A 21,669-nucleotide genomic window follows, 5' to 3' on the forward strand; every position below is an offset into this window, starting at 1 on the left:
TAGGTAAGAGCTGCGTTTCAAATCAGGATTTCGACGATTGACTTTTGAGCCAGCGCCGAGACAGCGCACGCCCCTTGCCCAGAAGACCTTCCGGTGCAAAAAGCATGGTTAAGACAAACAACAAACCTAAAATAGTCATCCAACGTTCGGTATAGAAACTGACGACGTTCTGCAGAAGAATAATGACGGCGGAGCCAATGAAACTGCCCCACAAGGTGCCGACCCCACCCAGAATCGCCATGAGCAAACCTTGCGTTGACAACGCCAACGCCACACTATTAGGGCTTACAAAATTATTCAGATACACAATTAGGATACCGGCCACGCCCGCAAAGAAGCCCGACACCATGAAGCCGATGGTGAGCACCAGGGGCACGTTGTAGCCCAGTGTGCGCATGCGCGAATCACTCTCCTTAATACCTTGCATAGCCTGGCCAAATGGAGAGTAGACAAACCGCCGCACGATGAGCGCCATGACGGCAACGACACCCAACACAAAGTAGTAGTAAGTATCCAGGTCAGTTAACACCTGGGGGCGCGCCACGCCCAACAAACCATTTTCCGCACCGGTTACCGATGTCCATCGGTAGGCAACGCCCCACACTACCATCCCGAGCGCCAGCGTAAGCAGCAGGAAGTACACCCCGCTTGTGCGCACCGCCAAGGCACCGAAAATTGCCGAAACCAGGACGGCAGCGAGCAGACCGAACACGATGGCCAACCAGGGGTCACCATTCATGGTGGCCACGTAATACGCCACCACATAGCCGGCAGTACCAAAAATAGCACCGTGACCCAAAGAGGTGCGTCCCGCAAAGCCCGCCAGGATGTCGATCGACATGGCGAATAAGCCATAGATCAGGATTTCGGTGGCCAACGTTTTCGGATAATCGCCGAAAATGTGAGGCACGCTTAGCAGGAACAACACCAAAACCCCAATGAGCGTATAGCGTATGGCAGGAGTCAGAATCATGTTTTACGCCTTTCCAAAAAGACCCAGGGGGCGGAATGCCAGCAAAAGCGCCATTGGCCCGAAAATAATGAAGTACGACAATTCCGGCACCCAAACTTGACCAAAGTTGGCCAGAAAGCCCACCAGCAAACTTCCAACGGCAGCACCCACCAGGCTGCCGCGCCCCCCAATAATGACGATCGCCAGCGCGAACACCAGAATTTCAGCGTCGGCACCGGGATACAAGGTAAGAAACGCACCGCCCAGCGTGCCGGCCATGCCTGCCAATGCAGAACCCAACATAAACGTGAAAACGAACAAACGCCGAATATTGATTCCCATCGCCTGAACCATTTCGCGATCATCGACGCCTGCCCGTATAAGCGCACCCAGCTTGGTTCGGTTGTAAACAAACCAAAGCACCACAAAAATCGCAATGCCCGCAATAATCACCAACATGCGGTATTTCGGATAAAAGAAATTACCGATTTTGATTGCCCCGACAAGAAGCTCGGGAATCGGAATGGTTCGGGTATCGCCGCCCCATGCAACCAGCGCAAGATCATTCAAGACCATGGCTACGCCAAGCGTTAACAACACCTGCTTCAGTTCCGCATCTTTCACCCTGTTCAGCAGCCAGCGATCGAGGCAGTAACCCATTACCGCAATGACCAGCGCGGAAGCGATGAATGCGAGCAGAAATGAACCGGTGGCAACCGCCACCATCATGCCAACATATCCCCCCACCAGATACAGCGAACCATGCGACAAGTTCACCACGCGCAATAAGCCGAAAATCAGCGTAAACCCACTGGCCACGATGAACAGCAAGGCAGAAAACGACAACGCATTTGCAATCTGGATGAGGTTGCCGATCATGCTTGTCCCTCCGTGCGCATTTGGTCGTCGTACCATTCCAGCAGCTGCTCGCCTGTCCAGAACAGCACCCCCGGGCGATTCACATAGTTGAGGGCCTCTTCAAGATATCGAATACGATGCGGCACCCCCGACAAAAACGGATGCACCGCCATACACATCACCCGCGGCTGATCGGCGCCTTCTTCATACAGGCGATCAAAAGTGTCTTGAACCCGTTTTAAAAAGACATCCGACTGGTGCTGCTGCACCGCCATCATGGGAATGTCATTCAATTCAACCGTATAGGGCATGGCTACCATGGGTCCGGCTTCCGTTTCAAAGCGCATGGGTTGATCATCAATAGCCCAATCACCGATATAGCGAATACCGGCTTTCGCTAGATGATCGACCGTATCGAATGTTTGCGTAAGCCCTGGCCCAAGCCAGCCCACCGGCGCCTTGCCCGTGAAGGTGCGAATGGTGTCGACCGTACGCTTGATCATGGCGGGTTGGTCGTCGACCTGATGCGTAGGCATTTGAATATAGCCATGACCCATGAACTCCCAACCCGCGTCGCGCGCCGCACCGGCCACCACCGGGTAGGTTTCACACACACGCCCGTTAATGGATAGCGTGGCTTTGGCCCCCACTTTGTCGAGCGCATTTTTAATGCGCCAAAACCCCACCCGCATGCCGTATTCATGCCAGGCCCAATTGGCAATATCGGGTAAAACAGGTGCCGCAGTCGGCGCGGGTAATACCTGTCGCGCCATGGGTCTTGAGATGTCCCAATCTTCCACGTTCACCACCGGCCAAACAACAACACGCGCGTTATCGGGCAAGGTGAGTTTGGGTCGATCGACAATGGACTGATAGGGCAAACGCTGAGCAGGGGTGCGAGATTCCATGGCAATAAATTTCAAATAAAAGAATTTATAGAAGCACTTATTTCCTGATAAATCCTATATATCAACGTTATTAGCGTCAATGCATTAAAATTTAATTCCATTAATTGGACTTACTAAGGGTTTCAACGGACATGGGCGCTCAACCTTCTTCCCCCGCAAACGCAGGTGCACAAACCGTGCGACGCGCCATACAGGCATTGAAATTAATTGCTGCGAAAACCGGAGACGGCATGCGATTGGCCGACGTTGCACAAGCCCTTGACCTTGAGCGTCCGACAACGCACCGTTTGTTGAAGGCACTGGCAGCGGAAGGCATGTTGTCGCAACACCCCGGCAATCGGCGCTACTTCCTGGGCTCGTTGGTTTTTGAGTTGGGCCTGAATGCCACGCATCAATTCAACCTGATTGATTTATGTCGACCGCAGTTGCATAGCCTGGCCGAACAAACGGGCGACACCACCTTTCTTTTTGTTCGAAGCGGTAATGATGCCATTTGCTTATCGCGGGTTCAGGGCCCATACCCTATTCAAACGCCGGCCGTTCCAGTGGGTGCTCGGCAACCATTGGGCGTGAATGCCGGGGGGCTGGCGTTGTTAAGCGCATTATCGGAGCGCGAGGCGTATGAAATTACGCAAACGGTTGCACCCCGATTGGCCGTATACGGGAACCTTACGCCGGAACAAATTATGGAGCACTGGGCACGCGCCCAAATCTCGGGCTATGCACTCATCGGTAACCGCGCGGTTCCTGGGGTCACCGCTGTAGGCCTTCCGGTGATCAGCGAAAAGGGTGCACCCATTGCCGCCATTACAATTGCCGCAACGTCATCACGCATGACTGAGGAACGGGTGGCGGAAATTGTGCCGTGGCTTCGTCAAACCACGGAAATCGTGGCACAACGACTGTAAATTCTAAACCTGTCCCAGCCGCTGCCTTTGATACGAACCATCTTGCACGTGTTCGCACCATACCCTGTTCTGCAAATACCATTGCACGGTTTTACGCAGACCCGTCTCAAACGTTTCCTGCGGCACCCAGCCCAGTTCGCGCTGAATCTTGCCGGCATCAATGGCATAACGCATGTCATGCCCAGGGCGGTCAGCCACAAATGTAATCAGGCTGCGGTGCGATTGGGTTTCATCGTTATTGGGTTGCGGGCGTGTGTTGGGGCTGAGCTCATCAAGCAGGTCGCAAATGGTGTGCACCACATCCAAATTGCGCTTTTCATTGTGGCCGCCAATGTTGTAGGTTTCACCGACTTTGCCTTCAGACACCACTTTGTATAAGGCCCGTGCGTGGTCTTCCACATAAAGCCAATCGCGTATCTGTTGACCCTGGCCGTACACGGGTAAAGGCTTGCCTTCCAGGGCGTTCAGTATCACCAAAGGAATAAGCTTTTCCGGGAAGTGATACGGTCCGTAGTTGTTGGAGCAGTTGGTCACCACCACCGGCAAACCATAGGTGCGCATCCAGGCGCGCACCAGGTGGTCGGAACTGGCTTTGCTGGCCGAGTACGGCGAGCTGGGCGCATAGGGCGTGGCTTCGGTAAACAGCACCGACGGATCCTCAGGCAAGTCGCCATACACTTCGTCGGTGGAGACATGGTGAAAGCGAAAGCCGGCCCGTTGGGTGTTGTTCAAGCTCAACCAATAAGCACGGGCCGCTTCCAGCAAGGTGTAGGTGCCCACGATATTGGTTTCAATAAACGCTGCCGGGCCGTCGATGGAGCGGTCGACATGCGATTCGGCCGCCAGGTGCATGACCGCAACGGGCTGATAGGTTTGAAACACGCGATCCAGTGCAGCGCGGTCGCAAATATCGACTTGTTCAAATGTGTAGCGTGGGCTGTGCGACACCGATTCGAGCGACTCTAAATTACCGGCGTAAGTGAGCTTGTCGACATTCACCACGTGGTGTTCGGTGTGGTTGATTAAGAAGCGCACCAGGGCCGAGCCAATAAATCCGGCGCCGCCGGTAACCAGAATTGTAGACATAGTGATCAGAACCGTTTAGATGATGAAAGTATAACGGCTCATCACAGCCTTCTCGCCTTGTTCAAGCCCAGCTCAGCGCGTTCTGCATGGGGCGCCGAATACGATCTTCAACGCGCGCGACTGATTCACCGCGCCATCATGCACTTGTCCTGCCGAACGCACTATTTGCGTGCTGGCGTCGTCGATTGACTGCGCACCGTGATTGACCCGATTAGTGGCTTTAGCCGTCGATTGCAACGCGTTATGCAATGCCAGCGCGGCCGCAGACCGCGGAGCCTGTTTTGCAGGCGCCAAATTAATTTGCCCTTCATTGTCCGCCAGGCCGTCCACCATGGCCCGCAATTCGGCCGACTGCAACGAGCGCGTAATGCGCGCGCCCGGGCGCAGAAAAATGAACAGCGAGGGAATAGCGGCGGCCGGCAAGCCCACCAATAACGCCGGCATGTAAGTGGCGTACCAAGGCGTCAGTGCCAACGCCATAATGAACAGCAGCCATAACACCGGCAGCATGATTTTGTCGACCTGACGGTATTGCGTGTTCAGGTGCGCGCGAATGGGGGGAGTTGTCATTTCATCAGCTTATGTGAAGTGGCACAGGATAAACGAGGCGTTCGAATATACCAGCGGCAAGCTACAGAAATGACGCCTGAAAACTTTAAAGCGGGACAACAATTTGCACCGCGTTCAGCCCCATTTCACGCAATATTTTTCCTATCTTGCGTTTCTACGAGTGGACAAAAAGTGCCCTAAACAAACACTAACTATTTCAATTTAACTACATTGGATCAGTTGATATATATGCCACTAAGTGACATAATTTTATGGTCCGAATATTCAAAACCCGCCACTTTTCCCGCTGGACGCTGAAAGCGGGTATTCACGATAAAGCGCTTACCCAGGCAATAGACGAGATGATATTGGGACTATCAGATGCGAACCTTGGCGGGAGTGTTTTCAAGAAAAGACTACCCGCCCCTGGAAGAGGAAAACGCGGTGGTTTTCGCACTCTTATCGCAACACGAACTGAACAATATTATTTTTTTGTATTTGGTTTTGAAAAGAACAAACGAAGCAACGTCACTACGACAGAGCTTCAAGCGCTTCAAGCATTAGCTATTGAACTATTGTCTTTAACCGAACACCAAATTATTGACGCCGTCGAAGACGGCGCTATCCAGGAGATCATGTATGACGCGGAAAACAAAAAGCGCCATTCTTGATGCCGTTCATGAAACTACGTCTGACCTGCATCGCCTGGGCTTTATCGACAAACGCAAACTACAGAAGTTTCAAGCTTTGTGTTTAACGCCCGTGCCGGAATACAATAGTGAACAAATACGCGCTCTACGAGAACAACTGAAACTTTCACAAACCGTACTTGCTTCGGTTCTGAACACCAGCGCTTCAACTGTCCGGAAATGGGAAATTGGCGAAAAACGCCCTAGCGGCCCTTCGCTTAAGCTGCTGAATCTGCTTGAGCGAAAGGGCTTGGATGCGGTGCTTTAATACGTAAAGCACACCCGCAGCCTATTACTCTACTCACCGTAATACGGCCACTGTACCAACCCCGCCTCATGCAGGGCTTTCACTTCTTTCCATGCCCGGCGAATGAATTTCGCGCACTCCACGTTCTGCTCAAACAGGTTGTATTTAGCACCCAAACCGTAATCGGGCAGATTGATCATTTCGGTGGTGATATAGCGCAGCGGGCTGCTCTCATGGGTAATGTGATAACGCATGGCCATGCGAATGGCTTCCTTGGACGGCTCCAGCAAATAGGCATGCCATTGCGAGTGCCACTCACCGGGTGCCGGGCGCGTAATGGGATATTGGATGCCGCGCGCGTAGGAACCGTCTTCGTTTTTCCACCACAAGTTTTTAGGCTGATTCGGCCCCACCGTGCGTAGCTGCGTCCACTTCACCATATTCAGGTTTAACCACTCTTCCAGAAGCGAACCGGGTTCGAAGGGGTCCAGCTTCATTTCACCGGACTCCACCGCTTCACGGCACTCGGAAATGTCCAGCTCTTCGGCGTTGCCGATTTTGAAGGCCACGTGGCTGTAATCGATGTTGTAGTGGAACGGTACGCCGCGCGCCTGAATGGCTTTGGCAATAGGTGTCACGCGGGCGAAGCTTTCCGTCCACATGTTCACATGCAATTCAAACACCGGCTCAACACCCAGTTTCATTCCTTCGTCGTATACCTGCAGATAATGATCAATAATTTCCGCATCGGTAATCACATGGCCGTCGGCATGATGCGTGAAGGTCATGATGTTGTGCGCTTTGGCACCAATTTCCGCGCACATTTTCAGGTTGTCGGAAAGCAGCGCTTCGTCGCGACCCAGCATGTAAAACCAGCTGGCGGTATGAACAGGCAACTGATGCTTTTCAATGGCCTGACGGTATTCATTGATATTGCTGCGCAAAGGAATGCGATCAAAATAATCGAATACGCCCGATTCTTTCACCAGCCGGAACTGTTCGTCGATGCTAACTTCTTCCAGGGAAACGGGGTTACTCAAGGAAGAAGGCTGCGCGCCGCGGCCGTTACAGCCCAGAAGAAAAGGGAAATCGGGATCAATCGGTTTCATTCATTTGCTCCGTGGTTAAGCCGCTTTCACGGCCGAGCGCCCGGCCTTTTCTTCTTCAATCATACTTTCCACTTTGCGGCGCATGCGTACCACCGAGGCATCCAGATTCAGCATGGTGGTTTTGAAGTCGGGGTAGGCGCGTTCGTTCTTATGAATGGCTTCCAGAATGACCTTGTCTTCATTGAACGCTTCGCGGAACGATGCCGACATTTCCGCATTGGTTTTGGCATCGGCCTTGAAGTTCTTAATGTGCATCCAATGGTCGATAGTGGTGTTTTCGTCGACCGGAGTCATGAAGTGACAGGCGTAAATTTGTACGCAATCGTCGCGGTTGCCTTCGGGCGCACCGGTGCCGGTTTTAGCAGTACCGAAGTCAATGACCGCAATGCTGGGGGCGGTGTAATGGTAGTAGTGCCAGCGGTCTACATTGGTGGTGAAGCCGCCGAACTTCTGGAAAATTGGAATAGCCGGCGCGTCGATCACCCATCGCCAGGTCAGCACGCCGTCTTCCGTACGCTCGGAGTTCACCGGCACATCTTCGCTGGCGGCATTGCCCAGTGTGGTTAGGTGTACAAAGCTTACGTGCGACGGGTCGCACAGGTTGTCGCACAGGTTCAAGTAGTTGCAATCAATTTGCAGGGCGTCACCTTCCACCACGTCCCATGCCGGGTCGTGGTATTGCTCAAGGTTGTATACCTTCGAGGTATCGGCCTTTTCAGCATCGCCCATCCAGATCCACACCAAACCCATATGCTCGTGCACGGGGTAGGTGGTGACCTTGGCGCCGGCGGGAATCTTTTCCTGACCGGGAATGCGCACGCATTTACCGGAGCAGTCGAACTCCATGCCGTGGTAACCACATTGAATGGCATCGCCTTTCAAGCGGCCCATGGAAAGCGGCATCATACGGTGCGGGCAGATGTCGAGTTGCGCCACCACGTTGCCGTGGCTATTGCGGTACATCACCACATCTTTTTCAACAATACGGCGCTTGGTGAGGCTATTGGTAATGTCGCGTGACCAAGCAATGGGATACCAGGTGTTCAATACGTATTCAGCCATGATGCATCTCCGGTGAGTGCTGGTTTATTTATTTAGTGTTCACTACATAAATGAATCATATACCGAATAGGCGCAACATGGCAAAATATTTTTTCATTCGATTGATTCACGCTGTAAACTAGGTCCTTCAGGCTTAAACTTTCAACTTATTCATGACACGCAAAGACGACGACGTTATGGCTTCAACCATTAACCTGGCGGCCAGCGCCGAAGAGGCCGGCATACCACGCAAAAAGGGGCGCACAAGGTCATCTAAAACCACGCGGGAAAATATTCTGAAAGCGGCTAAAAAGATTTTTGCGCGCGACGGCTATGGTGGGGCGCGGGTGGATAAAATCTCGAAAGCGGCCAAATCGTACGACAGCCTTATTTACTATTACTTCGGCAGCAAGGAAAAACTCTTCGTTGCAGTGCTGGAAGAGGCCTATAAAGATATTTTCGAGGCGGAAAAAAATCTGGACCTGGATATGAACGACCCGGTTGAGTCGTTACGCACCATTATTCAGTTTCCGTTTCGTTACTACATTGAAAACCCCGAACTCATCGTGCTGCTGAATGCAGAAAACCTGAACAAGGGAAAGCACATTGCCAAATCGAAAAGCGCCGACCAGTACGCCGGCCCGGCTATTTCCATTTTGCGCAATGTCATTGAAGAAGGCCAAAAGAAAGGCTTGTTTCGCAACGATGTCGATTGCGAACATTTGTACATGGCCATGACGGCCCTGGGCTACTTTTATATTTCCAACCGCTACACGTTTTCCGCGTTCCTGGCGGCCGACTTAATGGACCCGAAAGAAGTGGAACATTGGGCCAAGTACATTAGTGATTTGCTCATGCAGTCGGTGCTCAAGTCTGGCCTGAAAATATAAATTTGAAAATTTAATTGCGATACCGGGTTACCAAATCGTGAAGCCGCACCTTGCATGTAAGTGCAATGTTTTCAAATAAGCTCGCAGGCATGTCAGGAGCATGGTTATGAATATCTTGCTCAACCTTGGCAATTGCAATTGACGCTTTGTCGTTTAACTCGTCGATCCACTGGTTCATTGTGTCAACGCCACCCGTTAAATGTCGCAACCTCATGTTGAATAAGTCATAGTGACGCTTTTTGCCTTGTGCCCATGCCATGGATAACTTCAACCGACGTAAATGGAAATCGGGAAAGTTGGGCGACTGAACCAATGGCAACAACGAGATGACATCGTAAAGCGGCGTTAAAAAATAAGCGCCCGCACGATCAAGATACACACTGAAGTTCTTCGCATGGCCATCGGTTGCCGCCAGGGCGTAGAACAAGGCCTGAGCACGAAAGAACGTCGCCAAATCGGCCTGGGCATTGCGACCTTGTTCCAGCAAGCGCGCTATTTGATTAATGCCTGGCCCGCCATCCCTTTCATATTTCATATGCGGGGGCAACCCAAATGCCTGACACATATCCTCTTGTGGAAGCCGCAACAAATTATTTTCTTGCCAATCGCGGTCGAAACGCTCAACTACTAGCACGTTACGATGGCCCAAGGCTTGTATTGTGGTGTTAGCAACGGGGATACCGAAATGACGCAAGAGACGGCTGCACAACCACTCATTCTCTACCGAATACAACGCGCTTAAGGCCGCGTTTCCGCCCACCTGCCCTAATGGAAACTTGATAATGTGTGTGGTGGGCGTAACACCGCGCGGTAACATCCATTGCCCCTTGTGCCACAACAATGCCGTTTTTTCCTGCGCGCCGGCCAACGAAATGCGAAAATCGTTGGGGTTATCTTGATGCAATAATGGCCCGCCCGACAACACCGAATCAAAATAATCTGCCAAGGCATGTTCTGAAAGGGCAACGCCTTGCACCGGCCCTGGAGAAGCAGCTTCCTCATCGTCTTCAAGCAGTTGCAGCGCACCGATGCAATCACGACCCACTTCGCGTAACAGGGCAAAAGAGTCGCTAGGGCTTACCCCAAAACGCTGGCCGATACGACGACGAATATTGATATTGTCGGGCAATAGGTTGTCGAAATAGGCCCTAACGTGCGGCCCATTTTGTGTCAGCATACCGTTAACCACTGGCATTGAAAGAGACACCGGGCGAAAAGCCGGGTGATGCAGCCACGCCAAGTCATACTCGAAGGTGTCAGAGCTTGGCTGCGCGCCGCGCCAGGTTACCCACCATCCTACCCGCACGCCGTTCATCCAAACGGACAGCCGACGACGCTGCGAAGGCCTGCCCGGCCTTGCCGTTGAAGAAGCAGACTCGCCGGCTACCATTGCGGCTTGCTTCGCGTAACTGAAACCCCGGGTTCTTGCAAAGTGGGTTCCGCGAATACAGCATCCCGCGGCTGAGCCTGCAATTGCATGCCCAATATCGCTAGTATTTGCATAAATTGCTCGACCCGCATAGCGGTTGGATTAGACAAGAGTTCTGACACGCGTGACTGCTGCAAACCCAGCCGTTTGCCCAGCTCTTTTTGACTGATTTTTTGTTGCTTGCGCAAGCCATTCAACAATACGCTGATTTCACGTTCAGTACGTAAAGGAACAGGCTGCACAGAAACAGACTGTGTATTCATTGTTCAATCCATTTATATCGCTATAAGCAATTTAAATGAATTAATTGGTAAAAGCAATATTATTGCTTTATTGCTAATACCAATAAAGAATACACCTTAAACCGCGCCGGCCTTTTTCAACGACTCAATGGTTTGCGCATCAATGCCCAGTTCACCCAGCACCTGTTCGGTATGCTGCCCCAGCGTGGGCGGCGGCGCAGTGTATTCAATCGGTGTGCCGGAGAACTTCATCGGGCTGGCCACTAAATTCAGTGACCCATACGTTTCCGACGGCACTTCCACCTGCATATGGCGCGCCTGTACGTGGGGGTCGTCGAATACGCGGTCAATGGTGTTAATGGGGCCACAGGGAAAACCGTTTTCAATGGCTAACCGGCACCATTGGTCAATCGTTTTCAGCAACATGCGCTCTTGCAGCAAAGGCACGAGTTGATCGCGATTCGCCACGCGCTGTGCATTAGTGCTGAAGCGTTCATCTTCAGCCAAACCGCCGCAGCCGGCCGTTTCACAAAAGGCTTTGAATTGGGTGTCGTTGCCAATGGCTAACATAACGTAGCCGTCGGCACATTGAAATGGCTGGTACGGCACGATAGATGGGTGCGCACTGCCCAAACGCCCCGGCACTTTGCCGCTTAACAGGTAATTGCTGGCCTGGTTCGCCAACGAAGCCACTTGCACGTCGAGTAACGCCACATCGATGTGCTGCCCCTGGCCGGTTTGTGTACGCGCATAAAGCGCCGCCAGAATGGCCGATGTGGCATACAGGCCCGTCAGAATATCCACCACGGCTACGCCCACTTTTTGCGGACCGCCACCCGGTACGGTGTCAGGCTCGCCGGTAATGCTCATTAATCCACCCATGGCCTGAATCAAGGCATCGTAACCGGGGCGTTCGGCATACGGGCCGGTATGGCCAAAACCGGTAATGGAGCAGTAAATCAGTTTCGGATTCACCTTGGCCAGGCTGTCGTAATCCAGACCATACTTTTTCAGGCCGCCGAACTTGTAGTTTTCAACCAGAATATCGGCCTTGGCCACCAACTCAAGCAACACTTTCTTGCCTTCAGGCTGGGTGAAGTCCAATGTAATGGAACGCTTGCCGCGGTTGGCACAGAAGTAATAGGCAGCGTCGCGGGGTTCGCCTTCAGCCGTATTCACAAACGGAGGCCCCCAGGCGCGGGTGTCGTCGCCCTTGCCCGGGCGCTCGACTTTAATGACGTCGGCCCCCAGGTCGGCCAGGTTCTGGGTCGACCACGGGCCGGCCAGAATTCTGGACAAATCAAGAACAACCACCCCGTTTAACGCGCCTGACATCTACTTCACCCCTTTTTACTTTTCAATCACCGGCAATTCCGTGGCCGGCGGTGTATTGCGGCTGCGCTGACAACGCACAATGCCGTCGATAATAACCATGCCAATACCCGGAATATCACCCAACTGGACACTTTCCAGAATGTTTTCGGCCGGTGTGTGCTGGGCACGGTCCATAATCACGAAGTCGGCCGCACGCCCCACCTCGATCAAGCCGCAGTCCAGATCGCGCATGCGGGCCGTATTACCGGTGGCAAAACAGAACGCAATTTCAGCGGGAATGTCGGCCAGACTGGACAACTGTGCAATCATACGCAGAATCCCCAAGGGCTGCACACCCGAGCCGGCCGGGCCGTCGGTGCCCAGAATGACACGGTGCAAACAGCCTAGTTCATGCGCGTGGCGGGCAGTCAGTATGGCAATGCGCTCATTACCGTTATGCACAATTTCAATGCCGCGCGTGGAGCGCTCACACAATTCACACACATGCTTGTAGGGCAAGGCCGTGTGACCGCCGTTAATGTGGCCGATAATGTCGGCGTCGGCTTCCAGCACCACGTCTTTGTCAATGAGACCCGAACCTGGAATGGACGGGCCGCCGGTGTGAATGGTGCTTTGAATACCGTATTTGCGCGCCCACTTCACCATTTCAGCAGCTTCGTCACCCGCCTTCACGCTACCCAGACCAATCTCACCCAGCAGCTTCACACCCGCGTCGGCCAGATCTTTGAAGTCGGACTCAACCATGCCCTTTTCAATGACCGGCGCGCCGGCCAAGACTTTCACACCACCCGGGCGGGCGTTTTCAAAGGCACGTTGCGAAGTGATTGCCAACGCTTTCAAGCCCACGATATCTTTTGGGCGACCGGGGTAATGCACTTCCCCGGCTGAAATCATGGTGGTCACCCCACCGTTCAGGGTTGAGTCGATCCAGCCAATTTGCCCCTGGCGCGGCGTCCAGTCGCCCGCAACAGGGTGAACGTGTGAGTCGATGAGGCCGGGCGCCAGTGCGGTGCCCCGGCAATCGATAATGCGATCGGCCCCTTCCACATCGCAATCTTTGTATTTACCCACCGCCGCAATACGGCCGTCGTTCACCACAATGGTGTCGGCTTCAAGAATGGGGTTGTCGAGGTCACCCGACAAGAGCAAACCAATATTTTTAATGACTACTTTGCCGGATTTGGCTTCGGGAGCTACTGCTGCCATGTTGTTCCTCCTGTTGTATGCCGCGCCCTTTGATTAAGTGCGCGGTGTACATTATTTAACGTAAACCGTCTTCGCCCTTGATTTCATCTTTGGTGAGCCCGCCTACGCGCGGCAAGGGACGGCCGGAATCGGTGACTGCCACGGCCACCACAATTTCATTGGCGCGTGGTGCGTCAGACACGCGTGCTTCTACCGCGTCGAAGTGGGTACGCACATAGGCCGCATCCTTGTGCCCCAGGGGAACGTCGATTGCAGCTCCCACACCGCCCATTTTCTTGGACGACGGCACCAGCGCCGCACCTTTTTCAATGGCTTTGCGCAAGGGGGCGCCCAGCTTGGGGTGCAAAATCGCGGCGGCATGCTCCAACTCGCCGGCTTCACCCACAATGGCGGCTTTACCATAACTTTCCGCCTGACTAGGCTGAATACCCAATGCCTTTACGCACTTTTCGCCCAGCAAACCGCCCAGCTCTTCACCCGCGGCAATCAGATCGTCGAGGCTTTCAACATATTTACCGGCATACGGGTTTTCAATAACCGCTACCGCCACCGCACGACGTGTGGGTGGGTTTATTTGCTTGCCCATTTCGATACGGGTTTCGTCAACGGTGACGACTATCTTACGAATCTTTGCTGCCATTTTTACTCTCCTTACGGGTCTCTTCTGACACTAATTTTTGCTGAATTTCTACTGTTTTTTTAAACACTTAGCCTGAATGCAAAGCGCTTAACGCAAGCCGTCGTACTTGCTGATCTGGTCGGGTGTTAAGCCGCCCACGCGCTGATGAATTCGCCCACCGGTGGCCATCACCAGAACAAACACAATTTCGTCGCGTGCCGGAGCACCGGGCACCCACACTTCCATGGCATCGAAATGGCCACGCACATAGCTGGCGGTAACATGGGTAAGGGGCACATCCAGACGCGTACCGGGATCACCTACTTTCTTGGTCGATGGCACAATGGAAAGTGCGCGGCCCATTTCCAAACCTTTTTGCCCCGAACTCTGACCTTGTTTGTACGAAGAACGGTCGCCCTTCCAGCCCAGTAATTCACGCATGGCGTAGCCACCGGGCACATGCCAAAGCGCACCATGCTCCAGTTCGCCGGCACTGCCCACAATGGCGCCTTTACCGTAACTTTCGATATCGTCGGGCGTGACTTCCATGGCTTTCACCAGGCGCTCGGCCATTTCCAGGCCCACGGGATTCAAGGCTTCCATCATGGGCACAATGTCGGGCTCATAGCGCCCGGCATAGGGGTTTTTAAGCACGGCCGCCACCGAACCCCGAATTAACGGCTTATCGGCCACCGGACCGAATTCATGAAAAATCGTTTCAACCTGGGTTTGGATGTTCCGTACTTCGATAAGGTCTGACATGACGTTCCTTCCTGCTTTCCTGGAAATTTAAAGAATCAGTTCAATGCGTTTTCAGTAATGTTTTGCGGCAAAATAAAGCGAGCCTGCCCTTGCAACACCATCACTGCACCTAAAATGGCGCCTTGTTCAAACATAGCGCGGGCGGCAGCTTCCCCGGCGTCAAGCGCCTGTTTAATCGCCTCAGGCGGCAATGGGCCTACGGCCACTGTGACGGGTAAATCACCTAAATCTGTGTCATCTTTTAAGGTGTTGGCCGGTGCGCGTTCAATGGCATCATGCGACACATTCACCTGGTTGGCAATGAGCGTAGCGGCCACGTCGGCCTGTGCCGCTTGCGGGGCAAATACCGTTACGCTGTCGGCAATACCCAGGCTTTGGCTGCGCCCACGCCAGCCGCTGGTGGCAATCCCGCCAATGCCCATTTCAGGGGTAATGGTGAAACGACCGTCTACCGCCAAGCCGCCGCCTTCAACATGAATCGCTTCGGGGTTACTAAGCAAGCCCACGGTGTAGTGTCGGCCGGGCGCAAGATGCAAGGCGATATCGCCACCGTTATTTACGTAAGCGCGTGGGAAGTCAGGGCGCACATCTGCCCCGGACATTGATGAGCCTGAACGAGATCCGTCGAATGCAGTTGTAGCCGATCGCCCTAACAAAGCATCTAGAACCTCATCGGCCACCGAACCCGCCACGGCCGCCATGGGGGTGACGAATTGCGCTCGATGGCGCCAACAGGCGGCAAACATGCGTTGGGCAACTGCCGAATGAAAAGATGCGCGTGGTTCTAATGTATTCGGAATAGGCCGGCGCAGGGCTTTCAACTCGATCACCAGTTCAGGCAATATCTGTGCGAACCGTTCCCAGGCGCGCTCCAACCCGGCATTAACCGCGTCGGGGTCACCTTCAACCCCAATAATCAAATCAATCGGGCCATGCTGAAAATGCATGCGCCCATCGGGCAATGTTGCGCACAACGCCCCCGAAGGGGCGCTGCGCGTGCGTTCCTGAAGCGCGTGCTGCGTCATGCCCGGGCCACAAGCCGTTTAGGCCAGCATGGGTTTGTGGCCCAACGGCCAGGGGCTGTTTTCGTCGTGCCATTCAATAATGCGGTGGCGGTCTTTTTCCACAACATCTTGAATCGAACGCACTGCATCGGCATGGCCACCCAAGCGGGTGTAATCGTCAAGCTTCATGGAAAACTCGATCGGCGCCACAATAGCCGGTGTCGGCACATAACCAAAAGAGTTATCGGGCATGCGAAGCACATCGACCATCACGGTAATACCGCCACCCGGCCAAATATACGCAGGCGCCCCGCCACACGTTACATTCACCAATGACGTTTTAATGGAGTTCGTCAGCCAAATGGGGTTTTCGGTGACTCCGGCACGCAAAGAGCCACCCGCACCCGCCAGGAACAACACGCTGGCCAGCGAGGGTTCGCAGTTTTCACCGATGCGCTCTACTGTTTTCTGCAGTGCATCGGGCATGGGCTTACGCTGCGGTTTCAGGTCTTCGTCAAGCTCGTAGTATTCAGCATGCTCGCCGGTGGTGGACGTAATCAGCATACGCAAGCCCGGCCAGGCCACGTCGGGGTTGAAACCCTCAATAATGGCGAGCGGGTCGGAAATGTCGGTACCGCCCCAACCATTACCGGGGTTGGCCACCTGGAAGTAACGACCCGGTGTCGATTTACGCCCTTTCATTTTGATGCCGGTAGGGGGAATATCCAAACAACGCCCGGCCTGGTGCTCGCTGAGCACCCCGGTAATGTGGTCGTCGACCACCACAACTTCGTCGGTATGGCCGAACCATTGTTTAGCAAAAATGCCGATCGCCGCTGAACCACAGCCCACCCGCATGCGCTTTTCTTCCACGCCGTCGACAATGGGGGCCTTGCCTGCCTGAACCACCAGTTGGGCGCCGCCGTCGATCGACAACTCTACCGCTTCCTTATTACCCAACGCCATCATCATGTCGCAGGTCATGCGGCCTTCTTTCTTGCTGCCACCCGTTAAATGATGCACGCCACCCAATGACAACATTTGCGAACCATATTCCGCGGTTGTAACGTGGCCGACAATTTCGCCTTTGAAACGAATATTCGATTGCTCTGGCCCCAGATAGCGGTCGGTATCGATTTTGACCTTGAAACTGCAATAACTGAAGATACCTTCGGTGACCACAGTAACCATATCCACATCGTTCGCTTTCGAAGAAACAATAAACGGTGCAGGTTTGTAATCGGGGTAGGTGGTACCTGAACCAATGCCGCTGACGAACAAATCGTTCGGGTCGGAAACGGCATTCGCCTCAACATCGCGCGTGCGGGCATTCACCAGGCCCTCGGGGGCGTCGCCCGCAACGGGTTCGTGGCGCGTGGCCAGCCCCGTATCGTCAAGCCGGCGCATCAGGATGACGGGGTCGATACGAACCAGGTTGCCGTCTTCATTTCCCCAACGATCACAGGCACCCGTGCGGCCATCCGTAATTTGGCACAGCACCGGACAGGCGTTGCACTCTACCTTGTTTGAAGCCATTTTCTCGCTTCGCGGCTTGGATTTTTCCAATACCGTTGGCCCCGAGGTACTGGACGTGGTGTCGTCCAGGTTATCCATGCTGTGATCGATTTTTGTGTGTTCAGTCATTTCTGACAACTCCTTGTGCTGTGTGCACGCCACCCACTTACCACGTGTTAGTTACATTTATATTTTATAAACACTATATTTGATAATAGCTTAAAAGATTTTTGACGACAATAATTGTAGTGTATACGTGCAAATTTCTTTCGCTGATCCTACCGCCATAAATGCGGCACATCGTCGACCATCAGCACATCACCAAACAAAGTTTGTACGTTATTCAGAGTGGCGTTGTGCTCTTCATCCGTTAACGTCGCGTTGGCATCCGCCAGAAACACCACCTGGTAATTCATTTGTTGTGCATCACGTGCAGTACTTTCCGAGCAGCAGTTGCTCATGGTGCCGGAAATAATCACAGTCTCAATACCGCGCTCTTTCAATATTCGATCCAACTCACTTGTACCGGGCGTAAAACCACTGAAGCGCGTTTTGTTTACGATCAGATCATCGTCTTGCACCTCAAGCTTGGGCCATAACTGATGACCATGCGCGCCCTCCCAAAAAGCTTCGGCAGATGCCCGTTTGGATTCCGGCGACGCAATCACGTTGTACCAAACCGTCCACGGGGTCGCTTCGGTTTCATCGTAGGTAAAACGCAAGAACACATTCACGCCACCTGCGCGGCGCATCTCGGCGCTGACCTTATTAATGTTGGGTACAATCTCGCGCGCCAACGGAATTTCCACAGCGCCGCCCGGCTCAACGAAGCCGTTCTGCATATCGATAATAAGGTGGGCGGTTTTACGAGGGTCAATTCGATGAAAGGCCTGAACACGGCCACGATGGCCGCGGCTACGCTCAACCAAATCGGGGTTCAATTGAATCTTATGCATTAGCTTTCCTTGTTATTGAACGGTCGCCACCACGCAACGGGTTGCGCCACTTACGCGGCAACGGCAGCTTGAATACACGCCCGAAAATACCTTCAGGCATCACGACGACCGTAATAATGAACAGCACACCCAGCGTGAGCAGCCAGTACGCGCCTAACGCGCTCGACAAAAGGCTTTCCACCCAGCGCACCAGAATCACACCCAGAAAAGCAGCCATCAGCACGCCCCGACCACCCACGGCCACCCAAATCAGCACCTCCGTAGACAACGCCATCCCAATAACGGCAGGCGACACAAAACCAAACTGCGCAGTGAACAAGGCCCCTGCGTAACCCGCCATCGCACCCGAGAACGTAAAGGCCAGTACTTTGAAGTCGGTTGTTTTGTAGCCAAACGAAGCCGTTCGCACTTCGTTGTTGCGGATACCCGCCAGCACCGCCCCTAACGGCGAGCGCTGAACAAACAAAGCTACCAAGTAAATCAGCAAGGCGGAAATGAGCACCACATAGAACATCTCGTTAGTGGTCATCATGTCGCCATCGCGCCATCCCGCAAACAAGGGTGGCACACCCAGCAAACCGTCAAACCCGCCAATGAACTCAATGCGTTGGGCCACAATCTCAACCACCACGGCGGCGCACAAGGTCACAATAGCAAAGAACGCTCCCGACAAACCCCGACCCACAAACAGCAATTTGCCGAGAATATAGGCTGCTATGGCCGGCCCTACGGTTGCCAGCAACAGGCCCATAATTTGCGAACCGCCAAACCACGTAAATTTCTCCAATGTGGTTAAAGCCATAAGATACGCACCCAGGCCAAAGAAGATAGCCTGGCCGAAACACAAAATACCCACCTGCCCCCAGATAAAAGCCAGGCTCATGGCCAAAATGCCGTAGGTAAGATATTGGCCGAACTGACTCACCGTCCATTCGTCCAGCGCCAACGGCGCCAAGAACAGCAGCACCCAAACCAGCACAGTTAAATTAACGCCTAAAAATCCTTGCTTATTCATATCAACGCTTCCGGGTAATGAGGCCTTCCGGGAAAAGGCGAATGAGGACAATAGCCAGAATGAACACGGCCACCTGCGCCGCCACTTGGGTATCAATAGAGGCAATCACCGTATTGGTGGAGCCAATTAGGCCTACACCCAAAACGACCCCCATAAGATGTGCCACCCCACCCACCATAATGGCCAGGAACGCCGGGATCAGAAAGCCGCCGCCCATTTGCGGATCAACACTCATGATGGGAGCCATAACCGCACCCGCAAAACCAGCCAGCGCAGCGCCAAAGGCGAACGTCCAGCGGTCCATACTGCGCGTATTCAAACCCAGCGAGGCCGCCATAGGACGATTGGCAATCACACCTCGCACCGCCAGGCCCAAGTGTGTGCGGTAAAACACGATGAACACCGCCAAGGTCACCAGCAAGGCCATGCCCATAATGAATAAGCGCATCGACGGATACACCACACCCAAAATATTCACAGGCTCGGGAATGGGGTTCACAATACTTTGTGACGTGGGCCCAAAACCAATCACAATGGCTTGTTTAATGACAATCGACAAACCCCACGTGGCCAAAATGGTATCGATAAAGCGGTGATAAACATGTCGGATCACAAGCTGCTCAATCACTATGCCGATGACCGCCAGGAAAAGCGGTGCCAGAATAAGTGACAGCCAATAAGGCATCTCCATCGCCTGAACGGCCAACACGGTGTAAGCACCCAACAGAAAAAATTCACCGTGCGCCATATTAATGACATTCATCAGGCCAAAAATCACCACCAGCCCTAACGCCACCAACAGCAGGCTTAGGGAATAGCTCAGGGTGTCCAGGCCCAGTTCAATTGCAAATTCCATTTATTGCTCCATAGAAACCTAGACCGCCAAGTACTTGTGAATGGGCGCCGGATCATCCCTCAACGCCTGTACTTCGTCTGTTTCATAAACCACCTGACCGTTTTCCATGAACAGGCAACGCTGCGCCATGCCCAGTACCAGCTCCATATTTTGCTCAACCAACAAAATGGTGAGGCCTTGCTCTTTGGCAATGTCACTTAATACCCGGCCGATATCCTGCACAATCGAAGGCTGAATCCCTTCCGACGGCTCATCAAGAAGCAACAGCTTGGGCTTGGCAATTAAGGCCCGCACAATGGCCAACTGTTGTTGTTGCCCACCGGAAAAACTACCCGCGCGCTGAGTACGGCGCTCACGCAAAATGGGGAACAGGTCAAAGGCCCAGTCGGGAATCTCCTTCGACTTACCTGGGTGCCCCAGCAAACCCATGCGCAAATTTTCTTCCACGGTGAAATCGGAAAAAATATCGCGCCCCTGAGGTACGTAACCCATTCCCATGCGCGCAATTTCATAAGGTTTTTTACCAGCCAGTTCCTGACCATCGAACAACATGGAACCTTGGGAAATGCCTACGTGGCCCATTAACGCTTTCAGAAATGTGGTTTTGCCCATGCCGTTACGGCCTAACAGCGCCACCACCTCGCCCTTTTTGATCTCAATGGAGAACCCATCGAGCACCCGACTGCCGGCCAAATAGCCCGCAATCACGTTTTCAACCTTCAACATTACGCACTACCTCCCAGGTACGCCGCCACGACTTCGGGATCATTCTGAATATCGTCCAACGACCCTTCGCGCACAATACGACCGCGCAGCATTACCACCAAACGGCAATCCAACGCACGTACGAAGCTCATGTCGTGCTCAATCACCAACACGGTTTTCCCGTACTCGGTTTGCAAGCGACGCACCAATTCCGCTGTCTTCTGCGTTTCGGGAACGGACATCCCTGCCGTGGGTTCGTCGAGCATAATGAGGTCGGCGTCGTAAGCCAGCAACATGGCAATTTCCAACCACTGCTTTTCGCCGTGCGCCAAGGTTTCCACTTTATCGGTGGCTTTATCGGTTAGGCCGCACAGATCAAGCAGTTCGGCCAATCGTTCGGTGGGGCTGGAAAACAAGGTTGACATCACCCCCGCTTTGCCACCCTGACCAGCCAACGGAATCATCAGGTTTTCCACGACACTGAGTTCAGGATAAACGCCCGGAATCTGAAATTTGCGTGAAATACCACGGCGCGCCACCAAATACGCCGGCATGCCGGTCACCTCGGTGCCATTCAAAAATACCTGCCCTTCTTCAGGGCGCAGGTTCCCGGTAATAATATTGAACAGCGTCGTTTTGCCACAACCGTTCGGCCCAATAATGCAAGTAACGGTACCCGGCTGCACGGCCAACGAGAGGCCATGCAGCACGGTGATACCGCCAAAGCGTTTCACCACAGATTTAACTTCCAGCATGCCGCCCCCTCGTTACCCGACAACACATCACTT

Annotated in this window: 24 protein-coding genes; 4 read left to right on the top strand and 20 right to left on the bottom strand. The window is 53.5% G+C overall.

Annotated elements, in window-relative coordinates:
* Window positions 1-22: 22 nt before the first annotated feature.
* Genes G9Q38_RS02530 through G9Q38_RS02540 form a run of 3 tightly spaced genes read right to left on the bottom strand, consistent with a single transcriptional unit; the run spans window position 23 to window position 2,718 of the window.
* Window positions 23-973: a branched-chain amino acid ABC transporter permease gene (locus G9Q38_RS02530; RefSeq protein WP_119441837.1), complete on the bottom strand. Its 951-nt coding sequence runs from the start codon at window positions 971-973 to the stop codon at window positions 23-25.
* 3 nt (window positions 974-976) lie between these two features.
* Window positions 977-1,831 (bottom strand): branched-chain amino acid ABC transporter permease, encoded by an 855-nt coding sequence (locus G9Q38_RS02535; RefSeq protein ID WP_166127514.1) that lies wholly within the window; start codon window positions 1,829-1,831, stop codon window positions 977-979.
* Entirely contained in the window at window positions 1,828-2,718 is an 891-nt protein-coding gene (locus G9Q38_RS02540) for a polysaccharide deacetylase family protein (RefSeq protein ID WP_205962331.1), read from the bottom strand. The genes G9Q38_RS02535 and G9Q38_RS02540 overlap by 4 nt, the downstream gene beginning before the upstream one ends.
* A 131-nt stretch (window positions 2,719-2,849) precedes the next feature.
* Between G9Q38_RS02540 and G9Q38_RS02545 the strand changes: the two genes are divergently transcribed.
* Window positions 2,850-3,626, top strand: coding sequence for an IclR family transcriptional regulator (locus tag G9Q38_RS02545; protein ID WP_166127517.1), 777 nt, complete (start codon window positions 2,850-2,852; stop codon window positions 3,624-3,626).
* Between the two features lie 3 nt (window positions 3,627-3,629).
* Here the strand turns inward: G9Q38_RS02545 and rfbB are convergent, their stop codons facing one another.
* Entirely contained in the window at window positions 3,630-4,712 is a 1,083-nt protein-coding gene (rfbB, locus tag G9Q38_RS02550; protein WP_166127520.1) for a dTDP-glucose 4,6-dehydratase, read from the bottom strand.
* A 72-nt stretch (window positions 4,713-4,784) separates the two neighbouring features.
* A complete protein-coding gene (locus G9Q38_RS02555; protein ID WP_166127522.1) occupies window positions 4,785-5,282 on the bottom strand; it encodes a hypothetical protein in 498 nt (165 codons plus the stop codon).
* 251 nt (window positions 5,283-5,533) lie between these two features.
* Between G9Q38_RS02555 and G9Q38_RS02560 the strand changes: the two genes are divergently transcribed.
* Together G9Q38_RS02560 and G9Q38_RS02565 are read left to right on the top strand one after the other, a co-directional pair.
* Window positions 5,534-5,932 (top strand): type II toxin-antitoxin system RelE/ParE family toxin, encoded by a 399-nt coding sequence (locus tag G9Q38_RS02560; RefSeq protein ID WP_166127524.1) that lies wholly within the window; start codon window positions 5,534-5,536, stop codon window positions 5,930-5,932.
* Window positions 5,901-6,218 carry a helix-turn-helix domain-containing protein gene (locus tag G9Q38_RS02565; RefSeq protein WP_119441843.1) on the top strand — a complete coding sequence of 106 codons (318 nt, stop codon included), beginning with the start codon at window positions 5,901-5,903 and terminating at the stop codon, window positions 6,216-6,218. Before G9Q38_RS02560 ends, G9Q38_RS02565 begins: the two co-directional genes overlap by 32 nt.
* Before the next feature lie 29 nt (window positions 6,219-6,247).
* Here the strand turns inward: G9Q38_RS02565 and G9Q38_RS02570 are convergent, their stop codons facing one another.
* Both G9Q38_RS02570 and G9Q38_RS02575 read right to left on the bottom strand, forming a co-directional pair.
* Window positions 6,248-7,306 carry an apurinic/apyrimidinic endonuclease family protein gene (locus G9Q38_RS02570; RefSeq protein WP_166127526.1) on the bottom strand — a complete coding sequence of 353 codons (1,059 nt, stop codon included), beginning with the start codon at window positions 7,304-7,306 and terminating at the stop codon, window positions 6,248-6,250.
* A gap of 15 nt (window positions 7,307-7,321) precedes the next feature.
* Window positions 7,322-8,368 (bottom strand): aromatic ring-hydroxylating dioxygenase subunit alpha, encoded by a 1,047-nt coding sequence (locus G9Q38_RS02575; protein WP_166127527.1) that lies wholly within the window; start codon window positions 8,366-8,368, stop codon window positions 7,322-7,324.
* A gap of 152 nt (window positions 8,369-8,520) precedes the next feature.
* Here G9Q38_RS02575 and G9Q38_RS02580 point away from each other — a divergent pair, with 152 nt between their 5' ends.
* On the top strand, window positions 8,521-9,237 hold the full coding sequence (locus G9Q38_RS02580; RefSeq protein WP_228276179.1) for a TetR/AcrR family transcriptional regulator: 717 nt from the start codon (window positions 8,521-8,523) through the stop codon (window positions 9,235-9,237).
* Window positions 9,238-9,247: 10 nt separating this feature from the next.
* Here G9Q38_RS02580 and G9Q38_RS02585 read toward each other — a convergent pair whose 3' ends face one another.
* The 13 genes from G9Q38_RS02585 to G9Q38_RS02645 form a co-directional block, all read right to left on the bottom strand.
* Entirely contained in the window at window positions 9,248-10,627 is a 1,380-nt protein-coding gene (locus tag G9Q38_RS02585) for a HipA domain-containing protein (RefSeq protein ID WP_166127529.1), read from the bottom strand.
* On the bottom strand, window positions 10,621-10,929 hold the full coding sequence (locus G9Q38_RS02590) for a helix-turn-helix domain-containing protein (protein WP_166127531.1): 309 nt from the start codon (window positions 10,927-10,929) through the stop codon (window positions 10,621-10,623). Before G9Q38_RS02590 ends, G9Q38_RS02585 begins: the two co-directional genes overlap by 7 nt.
* Window positions 10,930-11,025: 96 nt before the next feature.
* Window positions 11,026-12,243 carry a CaiB/BaiF CoA transferase family protein gene (locus tag G9Q38_RS02595; protein WP_166127534.1) on the bottom strand — a complete coding sequence of 406 codons (1,218 nt, stop codon included), beginning with the start codon at window positions 12,241-12,243 and terminating at the stop codon, window positions 11,026-11,028.
* A gap of 15 nt (window positions 12,244-12,258) precedes the next feature.
* Entirely contained in the window at window positions 12,259-13,449 is a 1,191-nt protein-coding gene (locus G9Q38_RS02600) for an amidohydrolase family protein (protein ID WP_166127537.1), read from the bottom strand.
* A gap of 55 nt (window positions 13,450-13,504) precedes the next feature.
* The gene (locus G9Q38_RS02605; protein ID WP_166127539.1) at window positions 13,505-14,089 is read right to left on the bottom strand and encodes an amino acid synthesis family protein; all 585 of its coding nucleotides are present in this window, start codon (window positions 14,087-14,089) and stop codon (window positions 13,505-13,507) included.
* An 87-nt stretch (window positions 14,090-14,176) separates the two neighbouring features.
* Window positions 14,177-14,830, bottom strand: a complete 654-nt coding sequence (locus tag G9Q38_RS02610) for an amino acid synthesis family protein (protein WP_119441851.1) — start codon at window positions 14,828-14,830, stop codon at window positions 14,177-14,179.
* 35 nt (window positions 14,831-14,865) lie between these two features.
* The gene (locus G9Q38_RS02615; protein ID WP_166127542.1) at window positions 14,866-15,855 is read right to left on the bottom strand and encodes a UPF0280 family protein; all 990 of its coding nucleotides are present in this window, start codon (window positions 15,853-15,855) and stop codon (window positions 14,866-14,868) included.
* 18 nt (window positions 15,856-15,873) lie between these two features.
* Complete coding sequence (locus tag G9Q38_RS02620) at window positions 15,874-17,478, bottom strand: 6-hydroxynicotinate reductase (protein ID WP_166127545.1); 1,605 nt, start codon at window positions 17,476-17,478, stop codon at window positions 15,874-15,876.
* A gap of 149 nt (window positions 17,479-17,627) precedes the next feature.
* The gene (locus G9Q38_RS02625) at window positions 17,628-18,305 is read right to left on the bottom strand and encodes a cysteine hydrolase family protein (RefSeq protein ID WP_166127548.1); all 678 of its coding nucleotides are present in this window, start codon (window positions 18,303-18,305) and stop codon (window positions 17,628-17,630) included.
* A complete protein-coding gene (locus G9Q38_RS02630; RefSeq protein ID WP_166127552.1) occupies window positions 18,298-19,320 on the bottom strand; it encodes a branched-chain amino acid ABC transporter permease in 1,023 nt (340 codons plus the stop codon). The genes G9Q38_RS02625 and G9Q38_RS02630 overlap by 8 nt, the downstream gene beginning before the upstream one ends.
* 1 nt (window position 19,321) lies before the next feature.
* A complete protein-coding gene (locus tag G9Q38_RS02635) occupies window positions 19,322-20,176 on the bottom strand; it encodes an ABC transporter permease subunit (RefSeq protein WP_114419149.1) in 855 nt (284 codons plus the stop codon).
* An 18-nt stretch (window positions 20,177-20,194) separates the two neighbouring features.
* Window positions 20,195-20,902, bottom strand: a complete 708-nt coding sequence (locus G9Q38_RS02640; RefSeq protein WP_166127555.1) for an ABC transporter ATP-binding protein — start codon at window positions 20,900-20,902, stop codon at window positions 20,195-20,197.
* Window positions 20,902-21,636, bottom strand: coding sequence for an ABC transporter ATP-binding protein (locus G9Q38_RS02645; protein WP_166127557.1), 735 nt, complete (start codon window positions 21,634-21,636; stop codon window positions 20,902-20,904). The genes G9Q38_RS02640 and G9Q38_RS02645 overlap by 1 nt, the downstream gene beginning before the upstream one ends.
* Window positions 21,637-21,669 lie beyond the last annotated feature (33 nt).

Source organism: Pusillimonas sp. DMV24BSW_D (genome assembly GCF_011388195.1).
Lineage (GTDB): Bacteria > Pseudomonadota > Gammaproteobacteria > Burkholderiales > Burkholderiaceae_B > Neopusillimonas > Neopusillimonas aestuarii.